The organism is Mucilaginibacter sp. BGA-UO-ETr-C110, from assembly GCF_059567985.1.
In genome coordinates this window covers 6,358,900-6,385,521 of the sequence record NZ_JCAQPB010000002.1, presented here as the reverse complement: position 1 = coordinate 6,385,521, position 26,622 = coordinate 6,358,900, and the positions used below count along the sequence as shown (strand labels likewise).

Genomic DNA, 26,622 nt, shown 5'->3' with positions numbered 1-26,622 from the left:
GCTTTTTTGCCGGGAAAATTAAAATAGACTATTGCATAAGGGAGATGCCAATCTATAACTAATTTTTAAGAAAGCCACTCAAAAAAGCAGCTTTCCTGTTGTATTCCTTTATGTTGGATAAGATCTGATCATTCATATCCGTTTTTTAAAACGAGCACAGCACCGGGTTTAAAATCAAGATCAATCAGACCGTCTTTAATAGCTCCTATTTCGACATCCGTTTGGCTTTGGGCAAACCATGTTTTGAAAGGAAGTTTCAATTTGGTTTTCCCTCCTTTTTCCGATACAATTTTCACTTCATCAATCTGCCCACCCTCTTTTTTTATACTGACCAGGAAAGCCCCTTCGGCCCGTAAATTTTCAAACGAAAGGTTTTTCCATGCGGCGGGTACTGCTGGTGTTATCTCGATAAAGCCGGCATAACTTTGCAGCAGCATTTCCTGCAAACCCGAAGCAAATGCGAAGTTACCCTCCAATGTAAATGGGCGATATTGAAACTTAGAATAACCCGACTTGGTTTGGTCGCCGTTTAAGTGGAAACTATTGATAGAGCAAAACGCCTTAGCAAAAATGGTCAGATCCTTAGCCGCGCCCTGACCGTCTTTTGCCCGGGCTTTCATATTGGCCAACCATGAATAAGAGTAGCCACACCAATAAGCAGGCCCCACACTATCCAGCAAATGAATGGAGTTTTTGATCACTGATTGTGCCTTTTCGCCATCTTCCCATTTCAGCAATCCCAGCGGATAAATGCACAGCATGTTAGAAAAATGTCTGTGCGACTGGTTATATGCCATGGAAGGAGCAAACATCAATTCATTGGCTGGTGTTATCGCGAAATCATCAAACTCATCATATATCTTTTTCCAGTGTGCAGCTTCGGCCTGATGATCCAGCTCCGTGGCCAGCTCTGCCGCGGCTTTAAATGTAAATTTCATCAAAGCCAGATCGTAGTTGGTATTTTGATGGAACCAGGCAGTAATATCGTTATCATTGATCTCCGGACTTGAACTAATAGGTAATTTACGGTAACCTTTGCTATCCAAACTTGTCAGGCTTTCAATGAATGTTGCGGTTGCTTTTATCCATGGATAGGCCCGGGTGCGCAAAAAGTTTTTATCCATACTATAGCGCCATTGCAAATAGTAATGCTGTCCCAGCCAGGAAGATACCGTTGGTGAAAGCGAGTACTGTATCCACCCTCCCATTTCTGTACCATTCATGGTAGTAACACCCGGAACAGCTAATCCATTTTTTCCAAAATACATTTTTGTATACCGTTCGTAATTGGCTTTGTTGGCATCCAGGTGGTTCAGGTATGCTATGCCTTCATCCAGGTGATTGGCGCTATAGCTGGGCCAATAACTTAGCTGAGTATTCAGATCGTGGTGAAAATCGCCTTTCCAGGGTGGCAGGCGGCCATTGTCTGCCGTCCACACCGCTTGCAGCGAAATCGGTGGAGCTCCTACTCTTGATGCCGAACCAAATTTGTATTGTTCCAGGTACCACTGTTTCTCCAACAGGGCATCTGGTATATGAATGGCCGATTTACTCCAGAAATTATCCCACCAGTTTTCATGCGAATCGAAATCAGCTTGAAGGCCTCGTTTTAACGCGTTCGCGGATACTACAGCAGCCGTAGAGTTTATTTTTTTAGCGGGATACTGTGACGAGATCGTCCACACGCCCTCTATAGCATTTGCATTTACCTTATGCCAGCTTACATTGATCTGGTAAGTAAAACCACCCCAGCCCTTTTGTTTGTAGGTAATGCTATTGCCTTGCTGGCTAACGGTTCCGGCAGGGTAGCCTAAGCGTGACAGATCATCCCCGCCAACCGGATCGCCTGATACCTTTACTTCTCCCTGGTATTTAGGGGCTATCAGTTTAGGTTCAAAACCGGTTTTGATATTTTCAAACCTGAACCAGCCTACCGGCGCTGTGGCATGTACAAAGGTTTTCAGCACAACTCCATTTGCCCATTTAACGGTACATAATGCGTTGGGTAGATGCAGATTGACAGACTTTACTTTGCCCCAGTCCTTAGTATCAAACTCTAAGGCGCCACCGGGAATTTTGGAGGGAGCCGGTTCATGGTCATAAGGTTCGTCCAGATACTTTTGTACCGGCGCATAATCTTTTTTGTTGACCTGATTAATTACCCACTGATAGCTAAATTCTTTACGATGAAGCCCTTTCATCGGGCGCAGATCCCAAAGATCGGCCCTGTCTAAGGAGAAGCGTAAATGATCGCCCTTCTGCCATACCAACGCTCCTAGCATACCGTTACCCAAGGGAATGGCCTCATCCCAATGCCTGGCCAGGGTATCAAATTTTAAGTCGTGGTTTGTTTCATTTTGTGCCGATACGCCGTTATAAAATAAAAGACCAGCGATGATCAGGATTACTTTTTTCATAATTGGTATAGTTCCAGGATATTAAGAATTGGTTAAAACCATTCTTTGGCAATTTATGGTTTTGATTCTACGATGTTACTAATATCCCTCAACAGACACAAATCATTCATAAAATACTTGTCGTCCTGCTTAACTCTCCCTGAATCATTATCTTTGAAATATGGGTATCATTAACTACGCTACTTTTATTGTCGCTTCCTTTTTGTTTATTATTTCGCCGGGGATAGACACGGTATTTATTCTGAACAAATCCATTGCACAGGGGCGAAAATCAGGCATATACGCTACCCTGGGTATTACTACCGGTGTGCTGGTACATACTACTTTGGCCGCGTTTGGCTTATCGCTCATCCTGGCGCAATCAGCTATGGCCTTTAGTATCATCAAATATGCAGGAGCTGCCTATCTGATCGGCATGGGTATCGCCAAATTATTCGCCGGCGGAAATATGATCAAACAAGACGGAAAGACACCATTGGTTTCCACCCGGAAAACTTATGTGTCCGCGGTTTTCACCAATGTGCTTAACCCTAAGGTGGCCATATTCTTCCTGGCTTTTTTCCCGCAGTTCATACAGCCGGCATATATCCATAATGCCCGGCCTTTTATTTTCCTGGGGATAACTTATGCGATTATGGGATTTTTATGGCTCCTGATATTAACTTTTTTCGCGGGTTCATTTTCGGTCAAGCTAAAAAACAGCCCGTTTATAGGCGCCTGGCTCAATAAATTCTCGGCTATAGCTTTTGTGCTGATGGGTATTAAAATAGCTTTTACCAAAAGATAATATAGGCCCCATATCGTGTCGATCATCAACTGACATGTAGCATAGGTTGGCCCCATAAACCAGGCAAAATCATGGTTTACATGGTTTACACTTTTCAATGCAAATTAGCACTTAAACAACTGTATATCAATTTATTATACTTATTTTTGATATAAAAAGTGTAAACCCACTTTTTTGATAATTATATAGCAGTTGTGACAAGTGTTTTTAATGGTTGCTTAAAAATTTAGCTATCACTACAATAACAACAATTATAGCTAATATAACTATAATTGTTTGCTCTCCGGGTGAGTGATCCTCGAATCTCGGATATTTGCGTGGTCTACCCATTATATGACTACTTATCTTATGGAAAGATACGGTAAAAAATTTATCTTTGAAAAGCCATTGGCCTCCAGCCAAGGTGCCTTTTAATTGCCCCCTTAGTTGAAGGCTACAGGTTAAACCTCTATTCATCAGTAACACAACGCCAACTACAGCTATAAGTAATAATAGTATGCCATAACGAAAACGTTATCGTAAATAAATACCTGAAAATAAGCTTTTTATAAAAGCTAATAAATAAATTTGAGTTAACCACTAATTAACCTATACTTTATAAACCTAATTCTTTTCGAGACAAGCTCAGGGCTTTTGTTGTTATTTCCTGTGCATCCTATAAACCAATTTTATAACATAAACCAATTTAAAATGATGAGAAACCCTGCATTAACATCCGGCTGATCATATTGCTATTGCACATAGCGTATATCGATACAAAAGGCCACGCACTTCGGAGTGCTGAAGCTACACTTTCGTTAAGGTGTTTAAGATCGATGTACAGATCAAAGAATTAACTAACCAAACCAATAAACCAAATTTCTTAAGCTATGAGAAAGAAAATCTCCTATTGGCTGGCCTTTGCCTGCCTGTTTACCCTGTGCGCTTTTTTGTGCCAGTGTAAAAAATCAACTATTAAAAGTGGCACACCAGATGCCACACCACAAACCAGCCCGCGTGCGGTAACCACTTTTATCCATCCCGGCGTAATCAACACACAGGCTAATCTCGACCTGATCGCCTCGCAGGTGAACAGCGGCGACGCCACCCGGACAGCTGCCTACCAAAAAGTGCTCGATTTTATCAGCAATAACGCTTTGCCGACCCAATTTTACACAACGGTTTATGTGGGATCAAACGGGCATACCAGTCCCTCAAAAAGCCAGATCAGGAAGGACGCCGAACTTGCTTACGCCTTGGCCCTGCGTTTTGCCAAAACAGCCGATGTTACCTATGCCAACCAATGTATCGCGATACTAAACGGTTGGTCATACACCTTCCAGAACTACGCCCCTATTGATGCCTCTGACAACCCTAATCAACCCGCGCTTGAAGCTTCCTGGACCACACCCAGCTTTGTAGCAGCCGCCGAAATTATCAGGTATTATAAACCCAATGGTGTATCGGCCAACTGGTCGACCACGGATATCAATAAGTTTAACGACTACCTCAACAATGTAAAGAACAACTACATCAACAACGTACCTGCCTATAATAACAACTGGAACGTATCTGCCGGTTATGCCAAAATGGCTATCGGGGTTTTCCTGAACAGCGCCAGTGTTTTCCAGGCAGGCGAAGACGCGGTCAACGCGGCAATGCCACAAGTGATACAGAGCAACGGCACCATGCCCGAGCTTTGCGACCGCCAGGACTGCGTGCACTACCAGTATTCCCTAACCGGCCTAACCTATGCTGCCGAAATCGCAAACATGCAAGGTGACGGTTCGCTTTATACCGCGCTTTCAAGCCGCATCAGCGCAGGCTATGATTTTGAGCGCAGCGCTTATAACCAAAGCACCGGCTGTAACTATTGTTCAACTTCGAGCCCTATTTTTCCGGGTGTTGAGGTGGCTTATCATCATTATGGTACCGCTAATATGTTATCATTACGTAACCAGCAAGATCCGTTGGGTGTACCGAATGATAATACCTTTTTAGGCTTTACCTCTTATACCCACTTTAATGTAGGCGGCGGCACTACACCTCCTCCAACAGGCTCAAATCCGCCAATTGGTTCGGTAATATCGCTTAAAGGCTTTAATAATGCCTATGTAAGTGGTGAGAACGGTACTACAGCCATGACCTGTACCCGCACTACTGCCGGCGATACTGAGCATTTTACCGTGATTGATGCCGGTGGCGGCAAAATATCCCTGCGCAGCAAAGCCAAATTTGTATCATCCGAAAATGGTACTATGGCCATTACCTGTAACCGTGCAACCGCCGGCGATTGGGAAAAGTTCGACTGGATAACCACCCCCGATGGCAAAGTAACCCTGCGTGGTAATAATGGTTTATTTATCAGCAGCGAAAACGGCACGCAGGCCATGACCTGTACCCGGGCTACAGCTTCTGGCTGGGAATCATTTACTGTTGGGAATTAATAAATTTTATTACCGAATAGTATCACCCCTGGTTAATAAATCGGGGGTGATATTTTTAAGATTGATGTTCTGACTGCAGCCTGCAAAACTTTTTAAAGCTCTATTTTAACACTTTTAGGCATCAAAAGTTGTCAAAAACGGGGTAAAACTGCCTTAAACTCATTCCAAACCATCGATTTTAACACTTTTAAATAAATTTTTGACGTGTTTTAAAAAGTTTAAAAAGTAAAACTCACCTTTATTTCATCTGCATTACGGCAGCTATTGTTTCAATCCCTTCCCACAAAAAGCTGATCTTTACATTTTCATTTTCGGCATGCTGATTATTATCATAGTTTACCAGGGGCACAGTAATTACCTTAGCACCCAGTTCTTTCTCAAAAATAAATAAGGGCAGGCTGCCGCCACCACTGGGTACAAGCACTAAGGGATAGTTAACCGTTGATTGTATGGCTTTAACTACTGATTGGGCTATGGGCAGATCCATTGGTGTACGCTGCGCATTATAACCGGCATCATGCGTAACTTTTATGATCTTATCATATTTGGCCCTTTCTTCGTCGGTAGGTTCTTTGTCGGTAACAAAATAGCCCTGCGCTTTAATGTGTTCTGTTACTTTAGCGATCTGGCGGTCCATATCATTACCCAGCACCAGGCGCAGGTCAAGCACGGCTTCGGCTTTGGTGGGTATCACATTAGCGGCCTGGGCACCAACGTTACCGCTGGCCATACCATTTATATTGAGGGTTGGCAACATAAAAGCTTCAACCAATGGGCGCGATCCGCCTTCGGGTTCGGCTATACCTAATTCTTTTTTTAGTCCGGGCTCAATGGGCGGCACTTTACTAAGGGCTTCTTTTTCGCTTTTGCTGAGGGGCAATACATCGTCATAAAAACCTTTAACATTTACATGGCCTTTATCATCTTTCATACCGGCAAGCAGTTGTGCCAGCATCAAACCGGGATTAGGAGCCCAATTTCCGTAGTTGCCGCTATGCAAGGGGCGTTTAGGGCCATAAACAGTAAGCCATAAATTCACATCGCCCCTTACACCAAACATAATTGATTTTTTACCGGAAGCATGCCGCGGTCCATCACATATCACCCATAGATCAGAAGCCAGTCTGCTTTTATACTTTCTGAATATTTCGGCCAGCCGGGGTGATCCTTTTTCTTCCTCTCCCTCAAAAAAGAACTTGATGTTGCAGCCCGGCTTTACTTTGCTTTTAATAAGGGCATCATAAGCGTTAATAATGCACATTACACCTGCTTTATCGTCTGCACTGGCACGCCCACTTAACCGCCAGGTTGGGTCTATTTGATCACCCGGTTTATAATTAACAATATGCCCGCCCTGTTCAACAGGAGCAGTAATAAAAACCGGCTCAAAAGGCTTTAAACCCGGTGCCCATTGCTTTGGATTTACGGGTTGCCCATCATAATGAGCATAAAAAATAATTGTTTTGGTGGCTCCCGGAACATTAACCTCACCAAAAACAACAGGATTGCTTTCGGCAGTGCTCCATAGTTCGGCTTTAACACCTCGCTTAATCAACATATCTTTGATGTACGATGCGTTTAGGCGAATGTTTACAGAATCATTAGTTTCGTCGGGTATGGCAACCAGTTTAAGGTATTCGCCGATGATCTCCTGTTCATTGGCTTTACGGAAATCGGTTATTTTTTGAAGGTTGTTTTGTGCCGATAGCGAATAGGCGCCAAGCAATAAAACGGAAGTGAGTAAGCACGAGGTCAGTTTCATAGATAGCCAGATATGGTTAATGTGTACAATATACTTAACCTTTAAGTATGTTGTATTTTTATTTATACCGAAGTTCCAAACTACGGGCATTATCAAAATGCAAAAAAGCCTTCGGGTTGATACCGGGTTAGATTACATTTATATATTTGTTAAAAGCCCCGCTACTGATGCTGATGAAAAAAATTTCCCTATCCCTCCTTACTGCCTGCCTGTTGCTGTGCTCATCAATACGTGCCCAAACCAATGCAAATAACATCAAGGTAATACTGCAATCGCCTTACTTTGAAAAACTGTATGCCAATACCTATTATAGCTTGCTGGACAGGATGGGGAAAGATGGCTTTTTGCCTGAATCGCTCACCGGCGCTTATGAAGGAATGTACTGCCGCACTACGGGCGCACTGGTGTCCCTGTTTTTAGAAACCGGTCGATTAAAGGAAGCGGAGCTTAACATTCAATCCGTTTTAAATGCAACTACGCAATATAACATGGAGCGCATACCGCATGTGGTAGGCATAAAAGATAACCAATATACCATCATCAGCGATGAGCACCAGATAGACGGACAGGCACATGTACTGATGGCCTGGGCGCGACTGGCACTAAAACGCGGCCACACCAAATTTGAGGATGATACCTGGCCACTGGTGAGCGCCATCATGAAGCGTACCTGCGATCGTACCTTTTTTCAGCATGGCCGCTGGTCGGTAGAGACCGGATTGGTACGCAATATATCTTTTGAACATTCGCGCGAGGGCCGCCGTTGGGATACCTGGGACCTGCTCACTCAAAGTTTTGTTGGCGCGGCACTACATGATATGGCAGCTGTTGCAGCAAGAAGAGGCGAAATCAAACTGGCCGACAACTGGCATAAAGATCTGGGTATCCTTACCGAAGGTATCAGTAAAAACCTGACCACCGTAAGGGGTGGCGATACTACTTATCTTGAAATGCGGCTACCCGACTCCAATGGCGGCGTGCCATTCCTGGGTATGGGTTGGGTTACGCTTTCGCCCATCGCCGCCGGTTGGGAAGGACCAGACCATGAGGTGATGCGCAATACAGTAAAAGCCATGCGCCATATTATGCTTAAAACCACCAATGGCTTAGCCTGGATGCCTACGGACAGCTATCCAGATGGAACAGTTTCTAACGAGGTTATTGGCAAGGGGCAGGCCTGGGAAATGGAATTTGCCCGATCAGAAAAAGATTACAACCGCATCAAACAGATCCTTGACCTAATTAAAATTGTTAACGTCCCGAAACCGGTTTACATGGAGGGTGGCTGGCTGGAAGGCAGCGGATATCACCAATCAGATAAACTAAGCGACAAGGATCTGGCTGCCATGACTAATGCCGTATGGAAAATCAAAGATGCGGGTAATGGCGAACAATGTGCCTGGTGGTGCTGGGCTATGGCCCGTTTGCGTAAAGAGGTTGGCTTATCGGCTGAACCAAAAAGATTGTAGCATTATATTATTCGATCCTTTTGGCTTCGGTCCGGTGACCGTTCTCTAATACCACCACTTCGTTAACCTTACCGGCGGCGTCTTTTACAAATTCTAAATTTACAGGGGCTTCCCTGGGGAAAAATTTAGTTTGGCTTTCAGGATAAAGGATCAATTTTGATTGACCAGTCGGCTGGCCTTTCAACTTGCCCTCTTCGTACGTAATGGTTAATGTAACAGTAGGTGTTATGGCATATTTACCAACATAGGTTTGCATCACAGCATCCGGTACGCTAACGATGGTTTTAACTACCGAACGGTACAAGCCTTTAAAACCGTAAACTTTGGCTACGCTGTTGATCAGCTCCGGTATAATATCGCCCCGGTCTGAATTAACCATTACCACTACACCGTTGCCACCTTCCAAACTACCATAATACTGGCTGCGGAAGCCGGCGTTAGAGCCGCCATGTTCAAAATATTTCGTCCCGTCCATATCTTCGGTAAATACACCCAAGGCGGCGGTTTTATCCAGGTAAGGTGTAAGCCGCAGCTGAGTTGTAGCCTGGTTGAGCACCTTTGCCGACTTTCCTTCGTAAGCCAATTGTGTTTCAATAATGTATTTGGCCAAATCGGTAGGTGTTGTCCATAAACCAGCGGCTCCCTGTTCCGGGTAAATATGATATTTACCGGGTATTTGTTTACCGTTGGCGTAGTACGCTGTGGCTAGCAAGGCTGGTTTAATACCTATGGGAGGTTGGCTGTAAGTACTGCTGGTCATACCCAAAGGTTGCAGTACTTCTTTTTTCATATAGTCAGCATAAGGTTCGTGGGTAATATCCATCACGATCATTTGCGAAATGGTGATGCCACCACCCGAGTATTCCGACTTTACCCCCGGTGCATACATAGAGCGGACGGCAGACGTATTTGCCGGCTTTTGTCCATCAAGTATTTGTACAATGGTTGGCAAGGGCTTGCCTTGCCGATAGCCCGGAAAGCCATGTATGCCTAAGCCCCCTGTATGGCTCAGTAAGTTAGCCACAGTAATCTTTTTACCTTTACTCAGACTATCATAAGGAAATTTCCAGCTGGTTAAGTAGGTGTTGATATCGGTATACAGGTCAAGCTTTTTCGTCTGCATCAGCTTAAGTACCCCAACCCCATTTAATGATTTGCTGATAGATGCTGCCTGGAAAAGTGTTTGCGGTGTTACCTCAATTTTTAAACTGTCGTCGGCCAGGCCATAACCTTTGGCCCAGGCAATATGGTAATTCTGGATCACCGCTATACTCAGGCCGTTCACTTTATAAAAAGTCATGCGCTCCTGCAAGGTGCCCGGTTTTTCACCTGCTATTTGTAGGGAACCCACCAGGTTGGTTTCTACCTGCTGTATTTTGTCTTTTGTATCGCTTTGCGCAAAAGCCGATAGCTGCACCAAGAGCAGCAAAGGCAGAATGAGTAGTTGACGTAATGTCTTCATATTAGATTTATATTTCGAATTAAACAATTATACAAAATATAATTTTGAAATAAAAAATAAAACAGAATATAATATCAAAATAAGATCGGCCTAAATTGAGATAGACTTTCTTATACCTTACTTTTTCCCAAAGCTACCAGCCAGTTCATTAAGCTTTGCCGCACTAATGGTTTGCGCACCGTTGCTGATCACGATGCGATAACGGAAGGTTACCGATTCCCCTTTTTTCAATGTCAGGTTCTTTTCTGATTTGCCATTGGTAAATATCTTTTCGCCAAGCGGGTTGGCCGCGAACAGTCCGTAACCACGGGCATGCCAGAAGGTTGGATAGTTAGGATTCCGCGGATGATCAATAATAGCTATGCTTACCGAGTCGGTGCCCATTTTACCATAGACTTTGCACCATACGCCCCGGGTGCTCCAGGCGTCGTTACCGGTTTTGCCTGCACTCGTGAGGTAGGTTCCGTTGGCGATATTATCCTTCCCGCCTTTTACAACGGTTACATTGCCTTTGTCGTCGGTATATTTCTGATCTGCCGTATCGGGAATTTGCAATTCATGCGCAAAACGCAGGCCCAGCAGGCCATCCTTGGCATCTTTAAAAACAGCATCCATATCGGCTTTCAGGGTGGTGTACCTGTCGATAATGCGCTGGCTGGCATCCCCACTAAATTCAAAGCGGGTTGTTTCTTCCAAGATCACCTCCTTTTGCTGATTGGTCCAGTTGGCATGATAAGAAAGTATCCCTGTACTGCCGCTTTTGGTTTCCAATATCTTATCGGTACGGATCCAACCGTAAGCGTGCTTTTTACTTTGGGGGATAGCGTACGAATTGTTCCAGAAATCGAGCCCGTTGAGGTTTTCGAAGTTAAACCAAATCCCGATATGATGTGGATGATCAACCGGGTCGCCGGGCCGTGGCGCCAGTGGGAAGCCACGGGTTACCACCGTACCACCGGCGGTGTACAAAGGATACAACACGGGCTTTTCCAGCGTATCCGGAAAAAGAAAACTGGTGAAAGCCTTACCGCCGATTGAAATATCTATTTTATCCTTTGACGTTTTAACGATCTTTACTGGCTCTGCTTTTTGAGCCTGTGCTAAGGAAGATAAGGCCGTAAGCATAGCGACGATGCTTAAAGTTTTTATAGTTCTCATACTATTGATATAAAGTTAAATAAACACGTCATTGCGAGGTACGAAGCAATCTCTATGCTGTACAGAGCGCCCTTGCATGGCTGATCGGCCTATGTAGAGATTGCTTCGTACCTCGCAATGACGTATCGGAGATAAATTTCTTTCCCAAAAGTTTTAAAGCCCTCTCCTTTGGAGAGGGTGGGGTGAGGCTTTTAATATTTAAACACCTTCCCATTGGCCATTACTTCCTGCGTAGCCTCGTCAAAGGTGGCTTTATAGCCGGTATGCACGGCAGCATTGGTCATGATATTGGCTATGGAATGGCTGTAGCCGGCGTCAACCGGTGCATGTGGTTCTTTACGACTGCGTACGCATTCCATCCAGTTACGTACATGGTTTGAGGTAAGCACGTCGCCGCCTGTATTGGCAGATGCTACCACTTTTTCGGTATTGGCCAGGCTGATCTCAGGCAATAAGTTAGCCTGCATGTGCATGGCATCGGCCATTTTTTGGGTCAGGCCGCCTTCTGGCGAAACTTTATTAGTATTAAGATTGAGTTCGCCGCCGTTGGAGTAGTAGATCTCGGCCGGGTGCTCATCGCCATTGTGCATGCGCGAGCCAAAAGTTACCTGGAAGCCTGTTGATGAATCGTCCAGCGGACCGTAATCAAAGGCGGCCAAAATGGTATCCCAGTTTCTGCGACCGTCTTTCCATACATATATACCACCGTTAGCTACCACACTGCGCGGATGTTTCAACCCACTGAACCAGTGTACGGTATCAATCTGGTGGCTCATCCATTGACCGGCCAAACCAGATGAATATGGCCAAAACAAGCGGTACTCCAAATATTTACGAGGATCAAAGGCTTCATAAGGGCGGTTCATGATAAATCGTTTCCAATCAGTATCTTCTTCTTTGAGCAAACCCAATAGCTCCGGCCTGCGCCAGCGTCCCGGTTGGTTCACGTTCCAGGTAAGCTCCACCATGGTGATGGGGCCAAACTTGCCCGAGCGTATAAAATCATTAGCCGCATGGTAATTGGCACCGCTGCGGCGTTGTGAGCCTATCTGTACAATTTTGCCCGATTCCTTTACCGCTTTGAGTGCAGCGCGGTTATCCTCCATAGTTTCAGCAAAAGGCTTTTCTACATAGGCGTCGCAACCAGCTTTAACTGCTTCGATGGTGTGGCGAGCATGCTGAAAATCGGCCGTGCTGATAAATACCGCGTCGACCGCTTTACTATCATACATTTCTTCGTTATTGCGATACGCCTTTACATCATGCTGCATCTTCTCTTTCCAGATGGCCGCCCCTTCCTCACGACGCCGTTTCCAGATATCAGATACGCCTACTACTTCAAAATTGAGTTCCTTGTAGTGGTTCATAAAGCTGGGAATATGTGAGCTGCGATGCCTGTCTGAAAAGCCTACTACGCCAACCCGCACGCGGTCGTTAGCACCGATGATGCGTTTATAACTTTGGGCGCTCCAGCTTTTCTGAGCAAGCATTACACCGGCACCCGCCAGCGCGGCCTGCCTGATAAAAGTACGGCGTGATTTTTCCATGAAGAATTAGGTAAATTGGTTAAATATAGCAGGTCCGTTTAACCGGCCCAACCAAATATCGAAGAAATAGCCTGAAAAGCCAATAGTTTTAACTGTTATTGCCACAATAATATACGGAAACGATTGCGTAACAAACTTGTTAAAAAGCATTGAGCCTTTAACAGATATATCTACATAGCCAGGAATGCCTTTGGTATCAGCAAAAATTTATCCTTACTTTAGCGGCTGAAAACCTTATCAAACATATGAATAAATATTTCCTCCTTATTGCAGCAGCCTATATGTTGGCATTCTCTGCTTGTAAAAAAGAGAGCTCATCGCACAAAACAATTATTGATACTATAAAAGTTAATGATACAGTAAAGGTAAATGTTGATGAACTTGACAGACCTGTTGGTTTAACTGCTTCAAAAGGATTGTATGGCAACCGGGTTATTATTGCCTGGACACCTATTCCGAAAGCGAAGAATTACCGGTTGTTTAAATTTGACGATAGTAAACAGGATTATCAATTACTAAAGGAACTTGCCGATACCACCTATACCGACCAATCGATTACTACGCCATTAGCGAAAGTGTATTATAAAGTAATGGTTTACAACAGCAGCACAGCCTATAGTAAATTCAGCGATATAACATACGGTTATACTACGGGCCAAAATTATAGTAAAAATCTGTCATTTGGCTCACAGGGTGGAGGTCCCGGCCAGTTTGACTTTGCACTACATGTGGAGGTTGATAAAAATGATAATATTTATACGAGTGATGAGGGAAATGGCCGCGTACAGAAATTTGATAAATCGGGGAATTACCAGGGGGTGTTCTTTTCTGGCAGGTCAACAAGGGCTATTGCATTTTTGCAAAATGGCAATGTTGTATTAACAACGCTTACACAATCAACTAATCCGTATATTATAATCCGTGATCCACAAAATAATGTTGTTGCCCAGTGGGGTAGTTATGGAACACAGGATAATCAGTTTCAGAATATAGAAGAGATCACTGTTGATGATGACCAGAACATTTACATTGTGGATGGCATCAGTAATAAGGTCAGGAAATATGATCAGAAGGGCAATTTATTGCTATCTTTCACCGGAGCAATTAAAACAGCCGACCAGGTTCAGGACGCTTATCCAACGGGAATATGCTATTTGAATAATAAAATTTTTGTCACCTCACCAAGAAATAGCCTGGTTCGGGTATTTGATAAAAGTGGCAAATATCTGAGTTCATGGGATGCAGGAAGTCCTTCACAGGCGATCAAAGCAAAAGGCAATAATTTATATATTGCTTGCAGTACCTATATCGTAAAAACTGATGAAACCGGCTCTGTTCAGGAAAAAATAGGTGTAGGGGAATTTACCAGCATAATATCAGGTATAGCTGTAAACAGCGAAGGCGAAATAATTGTAAGCGATGTATACAGAGCGCGAATAGTTAGTTTCAAACATTTGTAATTATTTGTGTTAGCTATCCAACCAAAAAGGGGCGGTCATTTTCATGACCGCCCCTTTTATATAATTACTTGTTATTATTATTTCTGTGGTGCTAGTGGCTGTGGCGCTGGCGCTTTGCCTATCAGGTCCATAAACTGATCGAGTTTTGGCGTGATAATAATTTGTGTACGCCTGTTTTGTGTTTTACCGGTTGGGGTATTGTTATCAGCAATCGGGTTGTATTCACCACGACCGCCGGCTGTTAAACGTTTAGGATCAACCTGGTAATTGTTTTGCAGGGCCTGCACTACTGACGATGCACGCAATGCGCTCAGATCCCAGTTATTGCGGATGTTTTTCTGCGAGATCGGCACATTATCGGTGTTACCTTCTATAAGCACATCATAATTGCTGTAATCGGTAATGATCTTGGCAATTTTGCTCAGGGTTGCACCTGCTTTGTCAGATATTTCATAGCTGCCAGATTTGTACAGCATATTATCAGAAAGCGAAATGTAAACCACACCTTTTAATACCTTCACATCAACATCCTGTGTTTCCTGAGGACTTAATGAACGGGTAAGGTTGTTGGTTAACACCATATTAAGCGAATCGCTTTTGCTTTTGGCATTTATCAATTGTTGAATATAACGGTTTGAGCTGTTGATCTCATCAACCAGTTTAGAAATATTTACACTGCCCTGGTTGCTGGAATTCAAACATTTATCCAACGCGTCCTGCAAGGCTTTCACGTTTGACCGTTCAGACTTTAACTGATCTTCCAGGCTGCTTACCCGGCCATTGGCTACGGCGAGTGCCTGTTCGCTGGTTTGGTATTTAACGCTCAGATCGCGGGTACTGTTTTGGAGCTGCGTGTAATTGGCATCCAGCTCTTTATATTTCTTTGTGCTTACGCAACTTTGACTTAGCACTGCTACTACAAGCAGGGCTAAAATGGATATTCGATATCTCATGTTTTTGATTTTTTTTATGCTTAAATATAGTACAATAAAGAACAACTACTCAACCGCCATAAAGTTTTGTTTACACATAAATGACGACAGCTTGTTAACGCTGATTTATGCGGGAAAGTACATGGTCTGATATATGGCCCCAAACTTATTTCCTATCTTGGCAGCACACTTATCCATCAAAAAATGAGAACATTCTGCTACATTCTGAACAAAAAAATCAAATTAACCGCTATGATCTGCCTGCTTGCAATAACCGGCGTTTTTGCTCAAAGCAACCCCGCCATGAAATGGTTTAACCAACCTCTAAATGGGCAGGTGATGCTGCCAGCTTAACCTTTACCGTTGATCCGGGCACCGATTACTGGCAGGTTACGCACTATGGCTTTAAGCGCGATAACGGTCCGTTTTATTACCAGGAAATGGCCGGTAACTTTGAGGCCAGCGTAAAAATTACCGGCAGCTATCACGAGCTGTTTCACCAGGCAGGTCTGATGGTGCGCATCGACGAAAAAAACTGGATTAAAACCGGTATTGAATATGTGGAGGGCGTGCAGAATGTAAGCGCCGTGGTAACCCGCGAAGTATCAGACTGGTCGGTAGTGCCGCGCCATGATAGCCCTAAATCGGTATGGTTAAAACTATTGCGCAAGGGCGATTATGTAGAGATCAAATACTCTTTTGACGGGCAGAAATTTGATATGCTGCGTCTGGCTTATTTCCCGCCTGATAAAAAGGTACAAATAGGCATGGTAGCCGCCGCTCCGGGCAAACTGAGCTTCCCGGTAACTTTCGAAAATTTTAAGGTTGAAGCTGTAAAGTAAAACCCCTTTTAATAAAAAGCCCCTTAACTTTATGGTTAAGGGGCTTTTTGTAAAGTATTATTGGAGTAGTTAAAACTTATACGTTAAACCAGCGCCAAATATCTGTTTAACCTGCAGGGCTATTTTGGAAGTCCCGTCTCCATTAGGTATCCGGGTTTTACCATCATAAATCAATTGCGCGCCGGCATTAACCGTTACAAACTTATTTACTTTCATAAACAGGTTGGCGGTATAATCGGTATAGATATCACCGGGTTTGTGCAGGTAATCTGAGTATAGTTTCAGGATATTTTCCAGGCTGATGTTCTGTACCAGATTAACTTTGTAATAGGCATCAAACGAGGCACCAAACTGGAACAGACTTTTATGATCGGGTGTCACACCAAAAGCCCCCACATGCGACAATGAATCATTCCTCACTATAATGATACGTGCAGCGGCAGGCGAAATATTGATCCTGAAATTGTCTGAGCGTTTATAGGCAAAGCCCGGACCAAAAGTAAGATAAGCCGGTGCCAGGAAATCTGAGATGAGTGTTCTGGGTGTTGTATTATAGTCGTATCCTTTGGTAAACTGGCTCTGGAAGTTCATGTAAAAAGTGTACAGCCAGTATTTTGATAGCTGGCGGCCCAGTAAGCTGTTCAGGATTATCCTGTCGTCGTTTTTGCGCCAACCTGCATCCTGCTGTTTGCTTAAACCATACCCCAGGATCACTTTATTGTCCCAACTCCATATATCCTTTTTATAGTTAAAATCGTAATTGAAGATCAGGTTACCGGCAAAAGCATTTACACCACCTGCCGACCAGTTTTTGTACGAACTTTGGCTGATCAGAAAAGTGTTTTCACCGTGTATCTTCCATCTTTTGGCGGTATCGGGCGTTGTTGCGGGGGTTTGAGCATAACTGATAGCAGCCATGCATAGTGCGGCTAATAATAGGGAAAGCTTTTTCATAGAAGGTAAAATGTTTAATGGTTTAAAAAATTATATCTGCCATTCATCCTACCCGCCATAATGAGGTTTCCCCCAATAATTATCCGTTCTTTTTGGATGCGATATTTTTACCAGCAGCCTGACAGATGTATGACAAATATCGCATTTATTATTTATTATTACTTTTTAATTAATATAACCTCTAACTTCCGGTTATATTAAAACAATAAGAGAGCCGACTTCAGGTCGGCTCTCTTATTGTTTATCAGGGTATTATATAAATAATTAAAATTATAACCCGATCACTACTTTACCCCGGGTTTTGCCGCCATCAACTTTATCCTGCGCTTTAGGGATATCCTCAAATCTGTAAACTTCAGAAATGTATGATTTTAACTCCCCATCGGCCATGAGTTTCGCGATCTGTTTCATATCGTCACCATTTGATTCTACAGCTATGCGGTAAGTAAGCAGATCTTTAGCTTTAGCCTTTTCGGCAATTTCACCCTCAAAAAAGGCGAGCAGACTTACTAAGCGGCCACCGCGTTTCACAGCATTAATTGAGCGCAGGATATGGTCGCCGTAAATAGAATCGAGCACGATATCGGCATCTTTTACTTTGTCTTCAAATTTTTCCAGGTTGTAGTCAATAAATTCATCGGCACCCTGGCTCAGTATAAAATCTTTACTTGCTACCGAACCTGTACCAATTACATAAGCCCCAAAATGTTTGGCTATTTGAATAGCATAATGCCCAACACCACCTGCGGCCGCGTGGATAAGCACTTTATCGCCGGGTTGTACTTTGGCATAAGTAACCAATCCTTGCCAGGCGGTTAAAGCAGCCAGGGTAGCGGCGGCGGCATCATTAAATGATGTATTGGCAGGTTTTTTGGCCAGATGATCCGCCGGAGCTGCCACGTATTCGGCATAACCTTTGGCATGGCCCGGAAATTTAACCATACCAAATACCTCGTCGCCATTTTTAAAATCCCTTACCTCGCTGCCGGTTTCTACCACTGTGCCCGAAACATCCCAGCCCAGTATCATTTCTTCGCCGGGCAGCGGCAACAGTTTCTTTTTTGTGTAGATTTCATTTTTTCGTACAAAGCCATCAACAGGGTTAATACTAATGGCTTTTGTTGCTATCAGCACCTCATTTGGCGCAATTAGAGGTTTGCTTATCTCTTTTAAAATGAGTTTATCGGTACCACCGTTTTCACTTAATATTATAGCTTTCATATCTTTACTTTTTGTATACCCCAAAGATCGGGTTAGGCAAGGCCCCAATTCCTGTACATTTTTGGGATAAAAAAGTAGTATTTAAGGATATGCAGACCCAACACCTATTTGACCCTTTCGAAATCAGGCTTCTCCGGTCGGATGAGTGCCCGATGCGCACCCATAAGCATACCTTTTTTGAACTGGTATACATTATGGAGGGTGAGGGTATGCATAATATTAATGGTAACGATTTCCGGTACAAACCCGGCAACCTTTACATGCTGGGCCCGTTCATGACGCATCATTTTACGGTGGAAAAGACCACCTCTTTTGTATTTGTTTGCTTTAATAATATTTACCTGAAGGGGATAACCGCCGGCAACGAAGAACAGCATAGCGCAGAAAACTGGATGCAAAAACTGGAATATATTTTCCAGAGTAAACAAGACCAGGGCGAGATCATCAGGAATGAGCGCGACCAACCACTGGTAGCATCTATTATTGCCGGAATTGTAACCGAGTATGAGCAAGGCCCGAACATGCAAAAGGAGCTGGTACAGCAACTGATCAATACGCTGGTCACGATAGTAACCCGCAACATCACCATCAGATGCGACGCGAAAACAGGAGGTGATACCATTGCCCTGCAAATCATCAACCATGTACACCTGAATATTTATGATGCAGAAAAACTAAAGGCCGAAAATATTGCCGAAAAGTTCAATATCTCCACCAACTATATCAGCGAGTATTTCAAAAAACAAACCGGCGAAAACCTGCAGCAGTTTATCATCAATTACAAATTGTCACTGGCCGAAACCAGGCTACGGCACAGCAATATGCGGTTGAATGAAATTGCCTTTGAGCTTGGGTTTACCGATGAAAGTCATCTTACCAAAACATTCAAAAAATACAAGGGCGAGTCGCCGGCGCAATTCCGGAAAAACGTCCGGGGAAATGATCAACCCATAAAATTTAAAGTAGCTTAAACCTGTAACTTTTACTATGGCTCATTTCAAGCAGTTCGCTTTTAAAAAATTTGGCTTTTTTGATTTTCAGCAGGATATTCTGCAAAAGCTTCAGCAGGTTGACTATAGCGGCTTCATCAAGATAGTTTTTGTAAAAGCCGGCGGCAAGGTGGTGATCGATTTTACTGATTACCAGCTGGAACAGGACGCCTTATTTTTTATCAATGTAGGACAATATCACCAGTTTTCGGAAAATTGTGAGGGTACGATGATCTATTATAACCGCGACTTTTATTGTGTGGAGATACATGACAAGGAAGTGGCCTGCGATGGCATCCTGTTTCACAATGTATATGAAATACCTGTTGTTTTATTGAGCGCTCAATCGTCGCTTACTGCGCAGCAAATCATTGGTGAAATAAAAAGCGAATTTGAGCGCGACGATAGTTCCATGGAAGAGATGCTGCGGATCCTGTTAAAACAACTCATCATTAAAGCAACGCGGCTTTGGAAACAAAATCATCAGCAGGCCGGTGAAGACGCCGTTGCCGAGGCGGAATTTACCCGAACTTTTAGTCAGCTGGTGGAGTGGCATTATACCAGGCATCACACCGTAGCCGATTATGCCGATCTGCTGAACATAACACCAAAGGCACTCAATAAACGCATCACCCGTTACAGCAATACCTCGCCAAATGATCTCATCAAAAATCGCATCATTATGGAGGCCAAAAGATTGTTGGCACATACCAACCTGAGCGTAAAAGAGATCGGTTACAAACTGGGTTATGATGATCCGTCATACTTTATCCGCCTGTTTACCAAGCAGGCCAATGCCTCGCCGCAAAGCTTTAGGCAGCTTTATGCTCCGGCACATTAAAAAGGCATTTTATATCGATTAAATTCCATAAACGGTTTTCAGTAAAGAATCCGCCCTTCCGTTTTAGGCATCTTATAGACCTGTTAAGAAAATATTATTAAAATATTATTCTATCTATTCATAAGTAGATTTCCAGAAGCAAACATCTACTTTCGGGCAATTATTAAAAACATTTAACCTTATCAAATTATTATGAAAAAAAAATACGCCTTGCTCGTATCATTACTAACCATGCTTATTTTAGGAGGATGTAAAAAGGACCAGTTACATGAACCGGTTTTGCAGAATACCCAATTGGTGGCCAATGCCCAACTTTGGTATAACAAGCAAATAGAGATAAATAAGCAATCCAATAAATCTTTTGTTGTTCCTAATTACGCCTCACCTTCCTGGAATGATTACCAGGTCAAAGAAACCGCCCCACAAGAATATTTGATTTATGTAAAAACTAAGGGGCGTGAAATTACCAATCCCGATCTGGCAACCATTTCATCACTTGTTTTTACCTATACAAAAGGAACCATAACATCTGCAAAGATGATTGAGGTTATTGGAGAATCTGCATTTATTAAAACTCAGAGCCTGCAATTTACAGAGAAGTATCAGGACAAAACTATTCCGGATTTTACTAAAGGAGCATTTATTCTTTATGATATGCAATATAAAGTTCAAAGTACGCATATTATAGAAAACGGAGTGGAAAATACCGGTACAACTACGGCTATAAAAAGAATTAAAAACGGGCAGTTAAAAGAAATTAAAGTAAATGGTAAAACAACACATTTAGTACTTAACGATCAACAGAAGACCAAATTACGTACGGCATCAACAGGATCTTGTGAGGATATTTATTGGGTAACATACGAACTGGGTACTGGTAGAATTATTAGTATAGAGTATTTATACACATCATGTGAAGGTGACGACGGAGGAAATCCGCCTGGTGATGGAGATGATGATGATGGCAGCGGCGATGATGGTAGTGACAATGGCAGTAATGAGATTGCCGGTGATACACCTGCATTGCGCGAATTTGAGAATGATTATAAAACTCATATGTCAACATCCGAACTCCAAATATATAATAGCATGGGTAGGTTTAATCAGGTTGTATATTTGACCAATGCACAACAGTCGTTAGAGCTTGCAGCCAGCACATATCCCGGCGATCAACACAATACAGTTGCAGACGCCTTTAGACATGCCTATTTTAGCCTTGAAAATGCCTCTAAACTGGGCCTTTCATTAGCCACCTCTTTAGGCAATGCCCATGAAGAGGTTGATGGCCAACCACAAATTGAAAAACTAATGGACCTGTACAATAATGATGTTGGCAGAAGGGCTGCTTCCTCAGAGGGGCGTACAGGCATGAATGATATAGCCATTGTAAAAGATCTGGTTGAGTCTGGTAAACTGGAGTATATAAATAGTGATGGGGAACTGGTTCCAACAAATTGGTAGTATGAAAATTTCAAATAAGTTATATTTAATAATAATAATGTTTATTGTTTCAGCATGCCATCATGCTGAAACAATAACAAAAATCAATATTGATCAGTTATTATATCCAGTAATAGAAACAGCTTTAAAAAGTGACGTTGAACTAACTAAATTTTCCTTTTGCGAATTAATTCCGAATAAGGACTGGGATAATATTATTGTAATTGGACCTTATAGTAATGAGGAAAGTTTTAAAACTTTAAAAATTCAGAATTTCCAGGAGGTTAAACACTCCATCCTATCAGCCAGTCTTGATGAAGGGAAATGTGTTTTGGTATATATCAGAAATGACAAGGCCATTGCCTACAGTGTTGTAAACCGCTCACCTGTTGATTTTGCTAAAAACAATGAGCCTGTTTATAATATAAAGAGGGCAGAGTGTAATTCCATTTATTTAAAAAAGACAAATAAGTCTTCTTTTATTTTTCAGGTCAATAATTAAAGATTTTTTATAATAATCAAGCCTGGGGAAAAACGTCCTATACGTGTCTACATCTGTGCATTGAGTGGCCTTCATTGGCGCTATACCTTTGTTATGTCAAAAGAAAAATACAAAACATTAAAACATAACATCATGAAAACACAACCCAACACCAACAAACCGGCTTCAATTATCCTTACCTTAACTACAGGAGCTCAACCTATTGATCCGGCACAAGATCCACACATTGAAAGTAATGTTAAAGCCTTTTTAAATGTGCTTAACTCCGGCGATGGTAAACCGGTAGAAGAACTTTCGCCTGTTGATGCCCGTGCGGTACTCACCGGCGCACAGGAATCCGTAAAGTTTGATTACTCAGATATCACCGTTACCGAAAAAACAATTGCTGCCGATGGACAGCCTATTAAATTAGATATTGTAAAACCTGCCGGTGCAACAGGTGTACTGCCGGTGTTTATGTTTTTCCATGGCGGTGGCTGGGTACTGGGCGATTTTCCTACACACAAACGCCTGGTTCGCGACCTGGTAGTAGCATCAGGTGCGGCAGCCGTATTTGTAAATTATACCCCATCACCAGAGGCCCAATACCCTACCGCCATTAACCAGGCTTATGCCGCTACCAAATGGGTAGCCGAAAATGGCGCCGAGATTGGTGTAGATGGTAAAAACCTGGCCGTTGCCGGTAACAGCGTTGGCGGTAATATGGCCGCTGTGGTTTCGCTGATGGCTAAAAACAACAACGGCCCTAAAATTAAATTGCAGGTGCTGTTATGGCCGGTTACCGATGCCAATTTTGAAACCGGATCTTATAATCAGTATGCCACAGGCCGTTTCCTGACCAAAAATATGATGAAATGGTTCTGGGATAATTATACTACCGATGCCAATCAACGTAAGGAAATATACGCCTCACCATTACAAGCTACGCTTGAACAATTGAAAGACCTCCCTCCTGCCATAGTTCAGGTTGCTGAAAATGATGTATTGCGTGATGAAGGCGAAGCCTATGCCCGCAAACTGGACGAAGCGGGTGTACCGGTAAAATCTGTACGCTTTAACGGCATGATCCACGATTGGGGCTTGCTTAACCCATTAGCTCATGTTCCCGGTACAAAAGCAGCCACACTGCAGGCTGGTACCGAGTTAAAAAATGCCTTTGCCAAATAAGCTTAGTCATTATAAAAGACTATAATAAAAATCCCGACTGTAATATAGCCGGGATTTTTTAGTTTATATATTTGCCGCATTACCCTATTGAAATACATACTTATGGAATATTCTAAAAATTACGTTGCTAAAGAAGAACACATCGATGTTCAGGAAATTATGGATGGCCTGTATTACCCTTTTTACATGGAGTACTGCCGGCATGACTATATTCGGGAAATACTGGGTTTCGATTTTGAAATTGAAGCCAAAAACGGTGTATACATGGTACTGTCAAATTACAGCATCAGTTTTTTAAGATCGCTGAAAAAAGGAGATAATTTCACCGTTACCTGCGAACTTTTTGCTGATAAAGGTGGAGCACCCAAGCTGCACTTTAAACAATCCATCATCCTGAATAATAAGGTGATGACCAAGGCTGTTTTTACCGGCACCTGCGTACCGGCTACCGGCGGCAGACCGTATTTACCGGCATCGGTATTGGAAAAAATAAAAGACGCGCCGGTTTTGGAAGCTTAGCCTAGGATTGATTAAGAAAAGACCTTTAGCCTGCATGGCTAAAGGTCTTTTTTATGAGGTAGAGTATCGTCCGAAACTTAATGTCAAATAACTATCTTTGCCGCCATGAATATCCTGATCCTCGGTTCGGGCGGAAGGGAAAGTGCCTTCGCCTGGAAAATTGCTCAAAGCCCAAAGTGTCAAAACCTTTTTATTGCGCCCGGTAATGCCGGCACCACGCAGTATGGCACCAATGTTAACCTTAAAGTTACCGACTTTGAAGGTATCAAAACTTTTGTGCTCGGCAATGGCATTAACCTGGTACTGGTTGGCCCCGAAGAACCGCTGGTAAAAGGCGTTCATGATTTTTTCCTGAACGACGAGCAGCTGAAAAACATCCCGGTTGTAGGTCCGCAACAGGAAGCCGCTCAACTGGAAGGCAGCAAGGATTTTTCTAAACAGTTTATGGAAAAGCATAACATCCCTACAGCAGCTTACAAAACTTTCACTAAAGATACTTTACAGGAAGGTTTAACCTACCTGGCCACTGCGGGTTTACCTGTGGTATTGAAAGCTGATGGACTGGCAGCCGGCAAAGGCGTATTGATATGTACCACCCTTGAAGAGGCCCAGCAGGAGCTTACCGAGATGCTTGCCGAAGCCAAATTTGGCGAAGCCAGTTCACGCGTGGTCATAGAACAATTTTTAACAGGTATTGAGCTTTCGGTTTTTGTAATGACCGATGGTAACAGCTATAAAATATTGCCCGAAGCCAAGGATTATAAACGTATTGGCGAAGGCGACACCGGACTGAATACCGGCGGCATGGGCTCTGTTTCGCCGGTGCCATTTGCAGATGCTGCTTATATGAAAAAGGTAGAGGAGAAAGTGATCATCCCGACTATTGAAGGTTTAAAAAAAGATGGTATCCCTTATAAAGGCTTTATTTTTATTGGTTTGATGAACAGCGAAGGCGAGCCTTGGGTAATTGAATATAACTGCCGTATGGGCGATCCGGAAACAGAAAGCGTAATGCGTCGTATCGACTCGGATTTTGTTGATTTGCTGCAAGGCGTTGCCGAAGTAAACCTTGATCAGAAAGAGTTAATTATCAGCCCTAAAACTGCTGCTACCGTAGTAATGGTAGCAGGTGGATATCCCGGCGAATACCTCAAAAACAAAGTGATAACCGGAACCGAGAACATCCATGAATCTATCGTTTTTCATGCAGGTACCTCAACCGATGGCGATAATGTGATCACCACCGGAGGCCGCGTTTTGGCTATTACCACACTGCAGGACAATATGTTTAATGCCCTGCAACAGGCTACCGCCGATGCCAGCCGTATTTATTACGACGGCATGTATTTCAGAAGAGATATTGGCTTTGATCTTTTGTAGTTCATTGGTTCACTAGTTCATTAGTTCATTGGTAGCATAGTTCTATAAAACCATCATCTCATAAAAAAGCCAGATCGTCTAAATGGCAATCTGGCTTTTTTGTACATGTTCACCAATGAACCAGTGAACCAATGAGCTAATGAACCATTTAAATCTTCCCGAAAATTTCGGCCAGTTTATTTTCCAGGTCTTCACCTCTCAGGTTTTTGGCGATGATCTTGCCGTTGGGATCCAATAAAAAGTTTTGAGGAATACCGCGCACCGCGTATAAGGCGGCAGCCTTACTATCCCAGAATTTCAGGTCGGATACATGGTTCCAGGTCAGGCCGTCTTTATGAATAGCTGCCAGCCATTTATCTTTAGCATTTGGTCTGTCTAAAGACACACCCAGGATAGTAAATTTTTTGTTTTTATATTTATTGTAAGCCACAACCACATTTGGGTTTTCCCTGCGGCACGGGCCGCACCATGAAGCCCAAAAATCAATCAGCACATACTTACCACGGAATGATGACAAGCTGATCTCCTTACCACTGGTATCAGCCTCTGCAAATTCAGGAGCTGTAGCGCCCAAAGCCACCGCTTTAAGTTTGGGTAAACGCTCAGCGAATTTTTTACCGGTTTCGGTTTCCTTTACCGCAGGAGTTAAAGCGTTAAATAATGGCGCGATATCTACATAGTCGGCACTGTAGGCATAACCTTCCAACGCGCTCAGACTGATATATGAATCGGGATTGTCTTTAATAAATTGTTTATCAACCAATACGCTTTTATCATCAATAGCTTTTTCTTCGGCCGATAGCTGTTTGCCAAACGCCGGATCTGCTTGTTGCTCGGGAGTTGCAGCTTTGCGTTTCGCAGCAAGAGCTTCGTACGCGTCGTTTATTGGCTTTTGAGCCAGTTTGTATTTTTCGTTATCCTTATTGGTTTTTGGCCCGTCGACTGTGGCTTTGGCCAGCAGATCGGCGGTAGTAACATTAACGGTTCCAGGCTCAATATAAATGGAACGGTAATCTTCGGAATTATTAGCACCGTTACCTTTGTTATTGAATAACAGATACGCGCTAACAGGATCATTACCCGTTACACCACTAAACTGGAACTTACCACCGGTTAAAGTTGCTGAGTCAATAATAGTTTTACCTTGTTTACGATACTCCAGGTATACTTTAGCAGGTGCGTTATTGTCACCTATTTTTCCCTGAACGGTATATTTTGCATCCTGTGCAAAACCAATGGCCGGCATCCCTGCTAATGCCAGTAAAGTTATTTTCTTTAGTGCGGTAATATTCATACGGCAAAATAGTAATATTTCAATTATATAAATACTTATTAATTAAAATATTA

General features: G+C 43.1%; 21 protein-coding genes and 1 pseudogene. 13 read left to right on the top strand and 9 right to left on the bottom strand.

Going from position 1 to position 26,622, the window contains the following annotated elements:
- Window positions 1-128 precede the first annotated feature (128 nt).
- The gene (locus tag AC57BQ_RS27520; RefSeq protein WP_496409288.1) at window positions 129-2,417 is read right to left on the bottom strand and encodes a glycosyl hydrolase family 95 catalytic domain-containing protein; all 2,289 of its coding nucleotides are present in this window, start codon (window positions 2,415-2,417) and stop codon (window positions 129-131) included.
- Window positions 2,418-2,577: 160 nt separating this feature from the next.
- On the opposite strand from AC57BQ_RS27520, the gene AC57BQ_RS27515 reads away from it, so the two are divergent.
- Window positions 2,578-3,204, top strand: coding sequence for a LysE family translocator (locus AC57BQ_RS27515; protein WP_496409287.1), 627 nt, complete (start codon window positions 2,578-2,580; stop codon window positions 3,202-3,204).
- Between the two features lie 869 nt (window positions 3,205-4,073).
- A complete protein-coding gene (locus tag AC57BQ_RS27510; RefSeq protein WP_496409286.1) occupies window positions 4,074-5,630 on the top strand; it encodes an alginate lyase family protein in 1,557 nt (518 codons plus the stop codon).
- Window positions 5,631-5,868: 238 nt separating this feature from the next.
- Here the strand turns inward: AC57BQ_RS27510 and AC57BQ_RS27505 are convergent, their stop codons facing one another.
- Window positions 5,869-7,392 carry a M20/M25/M40 family metallo-hydrolase gene (locus AC57BQ_RS27505; RefSeq protein ID WP_496409285.1) on the bottom strand — a complete coding sequence of 508 codons (1,524 nt, stop codon included), beginning with the start codon at window positions 7,390-7,392 and terminating at the stop codon, window positions 5,869-5,871.
- 167 nt (window positions 7,393-7,559) lie between these two features.
- Here AC57BQ_RS27505 and AC57BQ_RS27500 point away from each other — a divergent pair, with 167 nt between their 5' ends.
- A complete protein-coding gene (locus AC57BQ_RS27500; RefSeq protein ID WP_496409284.1) occupies window positions 7,560-8,861 on the top strand; it encodes a hypothetical protein in 1,302 nt (433 codons plus the stop codon).
- 7 nt (window positions 8,862-8,868) lie between these two features.
- On the opposite strand, the gene AC57BQ_RS27495 is transcribed toward AC57BQ_RS27500, so the two are convergent.
- The 3 genes from AC57BQ_RS27495 to AC57BQ_RS27485 all read right to left on the bottom strand — a co-directional run bounded on the left by AC57BQ_RS27495 (window position 8,869) and on the right by AC57BQ_RS27485 (window position 13,028).
- Window positions 8,869-10,323, bottom strand: coding sequence for a serine hydrolase (locus tag AC57BQ_RS27495; protein ID WP_496409283.1), 1,455 nt, complete (start codon window positions 10,321-10,323; stop codon window positions 8,869-8,871).
- A 117-nt stretch (window positions 10,324-10,440) separates the two neighbouring features.
- Window positions 10,441-11,481, bottom strand: a complete 1,041-nt coding sequence (locus AC57BQ_RS27490; protein ID WP_496409282.1) for a DUF6807 domain-containing protein — start codon at window positions 11,479-11,481, stop codon at window positions 10,441-10,443.
- A gap of 191 nt (window positions 11,482-11,672) precedes the next feature.
- Entirely contained in the window at window positions 11,673-13,028 is a 1,356-nt protein-coding gene (locus AC57BQ_RS27485; RefSeq protein WP_496409281.1) for a Gfo/Idh/MocA family protein, read from the bottom strand.
- 245 nt (window positions 13,029-13,273) lie between these two features.
- On the opposite strand from AC57BQ_RS27485, the gene AC57BQ_RS27480 reads away from it, so the two are divergent.
- The gene (locus AC57BQ_RS27480) at window positions 13,274-14,488 is read left to right on the top strand and encodes an NHL repeat-containing protein (RefSeq protein WP_496409280.1); all 1,215 of its coding nucleotides are present in this window, start codon (window positions 13,274-13,276) and stop codon (window positions 14,486-14,488) included.
- A 77-nt stretch (window positions 14,489-14,565) separates the two neighbouring features.
- Here the strand turns inward: AC57BQ_RS27480 and AC57BQ_RS27475 are convergent, their stop codons facing one another.
- On the bottom strand, window positions 14,566-15,441 hold the full coding sequence (locus AC57BQ_RS27475; protein ID WP_496409279.1) for an OmpA/MotB family protein: 876 nt from the start codon (window positions 15,439-15,441) through the stop codon (window positions 14,566-14,568).
- 183 nt (window positions 15,442-15,624) lie between these two features.
- Between AC57BQ_RS27475 and AC57BQ_RS27470 the strand changes: the two genes are divergently transcribed.
- A complete protein-coding gene (locus AC57BQ_RS27470; protein WP_496409278.1) occupies window positions 15,625-15,774 on the top strand; it encodes a hypothetical protein in 150 nt (49 codons plus the stop codon).
- Between the two features lie 32 nt (window positions 15,775-15,806).
- Window positions 15,807-16,262, top strand: a pseudogene (locus AC57BQ_RS27465) (DUF1349 domain-containing protein); the annotation flags it as partial.
- Window positions 16,263-16,331: 69 nt separating this feature from the next.
- On the opposite strand, the gene AC57BQ_RS27460 reads toward AC57BQ_RS27465, so the two are convergent.
- Entirely contained in the window at window positions 16,332-17,216 is an 885-nt protein-coding gene (locus AC57BQ_RS27460) for a DUF3078 domain-containing protein (protein WP_496409277.1), read from the bottom strand.
- A 270-nt stretch (window positions 17,217-17,486) separates the two neighbouring features.
- On the bottom strand, window positions 17,487-18,437 hold the full coding sequence (locus tag AC57BQ_RS27455; protein ID WP_496409276.1) for an NADP-dependent oxidoreductase: 951 nt from the start codon (window positions 18,435-18,437) through the stop codon (window positions 17,487-17,489).
- Window positions 18,438-18,526: 89 nt separating this feature from the next.
- Here AC57BQ_RS27455 and AC57BQ_RS27450 point away from each other — a divergent pair, with 89 nt between their 5' ends.
- From AC57BQ_RS27450 to purD, 7 genes are all read left to right on the top strand, one after another.
- A complete protein-coding gene (locus tag AC57BQ_RS27450) occupies window positions 18,527-19,408 on the top strand; it encodes an AraC family transcriptional regulator (RefSeq protein WP_496409275.1) in 882 nt (293 codons plus the stop codon).
- A gap of 16 nt (window positions 19,409-19,424) precedes the next feature.
- Complete coding sequence (locus AC57BQ_RS27445; RefSeq protein WP_496409274.1) at window positions 19,425-20,267, top strand: helix-turn-helix domain-containing protein; 843 nt, start codon at window positions 19,425-19,427, stop codon at window positions 20,265-20,267.
- A 192-nt stretch (window positions 20,268-20,459) separates the two neighbouring features.
- Window positions 20,460-21,728: a DUF6973 domain-containing protein gene (locus tag AC57BQ_RS27440; protein ID WP_496409273.1), complete on the top strand. Its 1,269-nt coding sequence runs from the start codon at window positions 20,460-20,462 to the stop codon at window positions 21,726-21,728.
- 1 nt (window position 21,729) lies between these two features.
- Entirely contained in the window at window positions 21,730-22,209 is a 480-nt protein-coding gene (locus AC57BQ_RS27435) for a hypothetical protein (protein ID WP_496409272.1), read from the top strand.
- Window positions 22,210-22,341: 132 nt separating this feature from the next.
- The gene (locus AC57BQ_RS27430) at window positions 22,342-23,376 is read left to right on the top strand and encodes an alpha/beta hydrolase (protein ID WP_496409271.1); all 1,035 of its coding nucleotides are present in this window, start codon (window positions 22,342-22,344) and stop codon (window positions 23,374-23,376) included.
- Window positions 23,377-23,478: 102 nt separating this feature from the next.
- Window positions 23,479-23,895, top strand: a complete 417-nt coding sequence (locus AC57BQ_RS27425; protein ID WP_496409270.1) for an acyl-CoA thioesterase — start codon at window positions 23,479-23,481, stop codon at window positions 23,893-23,895.
- Between the two features lie 105 nt (window positions 23,896-24,000).
- Entirely contained in the window at window positions 24,001-25,275 is a 1,275-nt protein-coding gene (gene purD / locus AC57BQ_RS27420; protein ID WP_496409269.1) for a phosphoribosylamine--glycine ligase, read from the top strand.
- A gap of 148 nt (window positions 25,276-25,423) precedes the next feature.
- Here purD and AC57BQ_RS27415 read toward each other — a convergent pair whose 3' ends face one another.
- Window positions 25,424-26,569, bottom strand: a complete 1,146-nt coding sequence (locus AC57BQ_RS27415; protein ID WP_496409268.1) for a redoxin domain-containing protein — start codon at window positions 26,567-26,569, stop codon at window positions 25,424-25,426.
- Window positions 26,570-26,622 lie beyond the last annotated feature (53 nt).

Coding starts and splice junctions, on each gene's coding strand:
- AC57BQ_RS27475 (WP_496409279.1), bottom strand. CDS start 15,441: ATGAGATATCGAATATCCATTTTAGCCCTGCTTGTAGTAGCAGTGCTA.
- AC57BQ_RS27455 (WP_496409276.1), bottom strand. CDS start 18,437: ATGAAAGCTATAATATTAAGTGAAAACGGTGGTACCGATAAACTCATT.
- AC57BQ_RS27505 (WP_496409285.1), bottom strand. CDS start 7,392: ATGAAACTGACCTCGTGCTTACTCACTTCCGTTTTATTGCTTGGCGCC.
- AC57BQ_RS27425 (WP_496409270.1), top strand. CDS start 23,479: ATGGAATATTCTAAAAATTACGTTGCTAAAGAAGAACACATCGATGTT.
- AC57BQ_RS27490 (WP_496409282.1), bottom strand. CDS start 11,481: ATGAGAACTATAAAAACTTTAAGCATCGTCGCTATGCTTACGGCCTTA.
- AC57BQ_RS27520 (WP_496409288.1), bottom strand. CDS start 2,417: ATGAAAAAAGTAATCCTGATCATCGCTGGTCTTTTATTTTATAACGGC.
- purD (WP_496409269.1), top strand. CDS start 24,001: ATGAATATCCTGATCCTCGGTTCGGGCGGAAGGGAAAGTGCCTTCGCC.
- AC57BQ_RS27495 (WP_496409283.1), bottom strand. CDS start 10,323: ATGAAGACATTACGTCAACTACTCATTCTGCCTTTGCTGCTCTTGGTG.
- AC57BQ_RS27430 (WP_496409271.1), top strand. CDS start 22,342: ATGAAAACACAACCCAACACCAACAAACCGGCTTCAATTATCCTTACC.
- AC57BQ_RS27500 (WP_496409284.1), top strand. CDS start 7,560: ATGCTGATGAAAAAAATTTCCCTATCCCTCCTTACTGCCTGCCTGTTG.
- AC57BQ_RS27450 (WP_496409275.1), top strand. CDS start 18,527: ATGCAGACCCAACACCTATTTGACCCTTTCGAAATCAGGCTTCTCCGG.
- AC57BQ_RS27485 (WP_496409281.1), bottom strand. CDS start 13,028: ATGGAAAAATCACGCCGTACTTTTATCAGGCAGGCCGCGCTGGCGGGT.
- AC57BQ_RS27435 (WP_496409272.1), top strand. CDS start 21,730: ATGAAAATTTCAAATAAGTTATATTTAATAATAATAATGTTTATTGTT.
- AC57BQ_RS27515 (WP_496409287.1), top strand. CDS start 2,578: ATGGGTATCATTAACTACGCTACTTTTATTGTCGCTTCCTTTTTGTTT.
- AC57BQ_RS27460 (WP_496409277.1), bottom strand. CDS start 17,216: ATGAAAAAGCTTTCCCTATTATTAGCCGCACTATGCATGGCTGCTATC.
- AC57BQ_RS27510 (WP_496409286.1), top strand. CDS start 4,074: ATGAGAAAGAAAATCTCCTATTGGCTGGCCTTTGCCTGCCTGTTTACC.
- AC57BQ_RS27415 (WP_496409268.1), bottom strand. CDS start 26,569: ATGAATATTACCGCACTAAAGAAAATAACTTTACTGGCATTAGCAGGG.
- AC57BQ_RS27470 (WP_496409278.1), top strand. CDS start 15,625: ATGAGAACATTCTGCTACATTCTGAACAAAAAAATCAAATTAACCGCT.
- AC57BQ_RS27440 (WP_496409273.1), top strand. CDS start 20,460: ATGAAAAAAAAATACGCCTTGCTCGTATCATTACTAACCATGCTTATT.
- AC57BQ_RS27445 (WP_496409274.1), top strand. CDS start 19,425: ATGGCTCATTTCAAGCAGTTCGCTTTTAAAAAATTTGGCTTTTTTGAT.
- AC57BQ_RS27480 (WP_496409280.1), top strand. CDS start 13,274: ATGAATAAATATTTCCTCCTTATTGCAGCAGCCTATATGTTGGCATTC.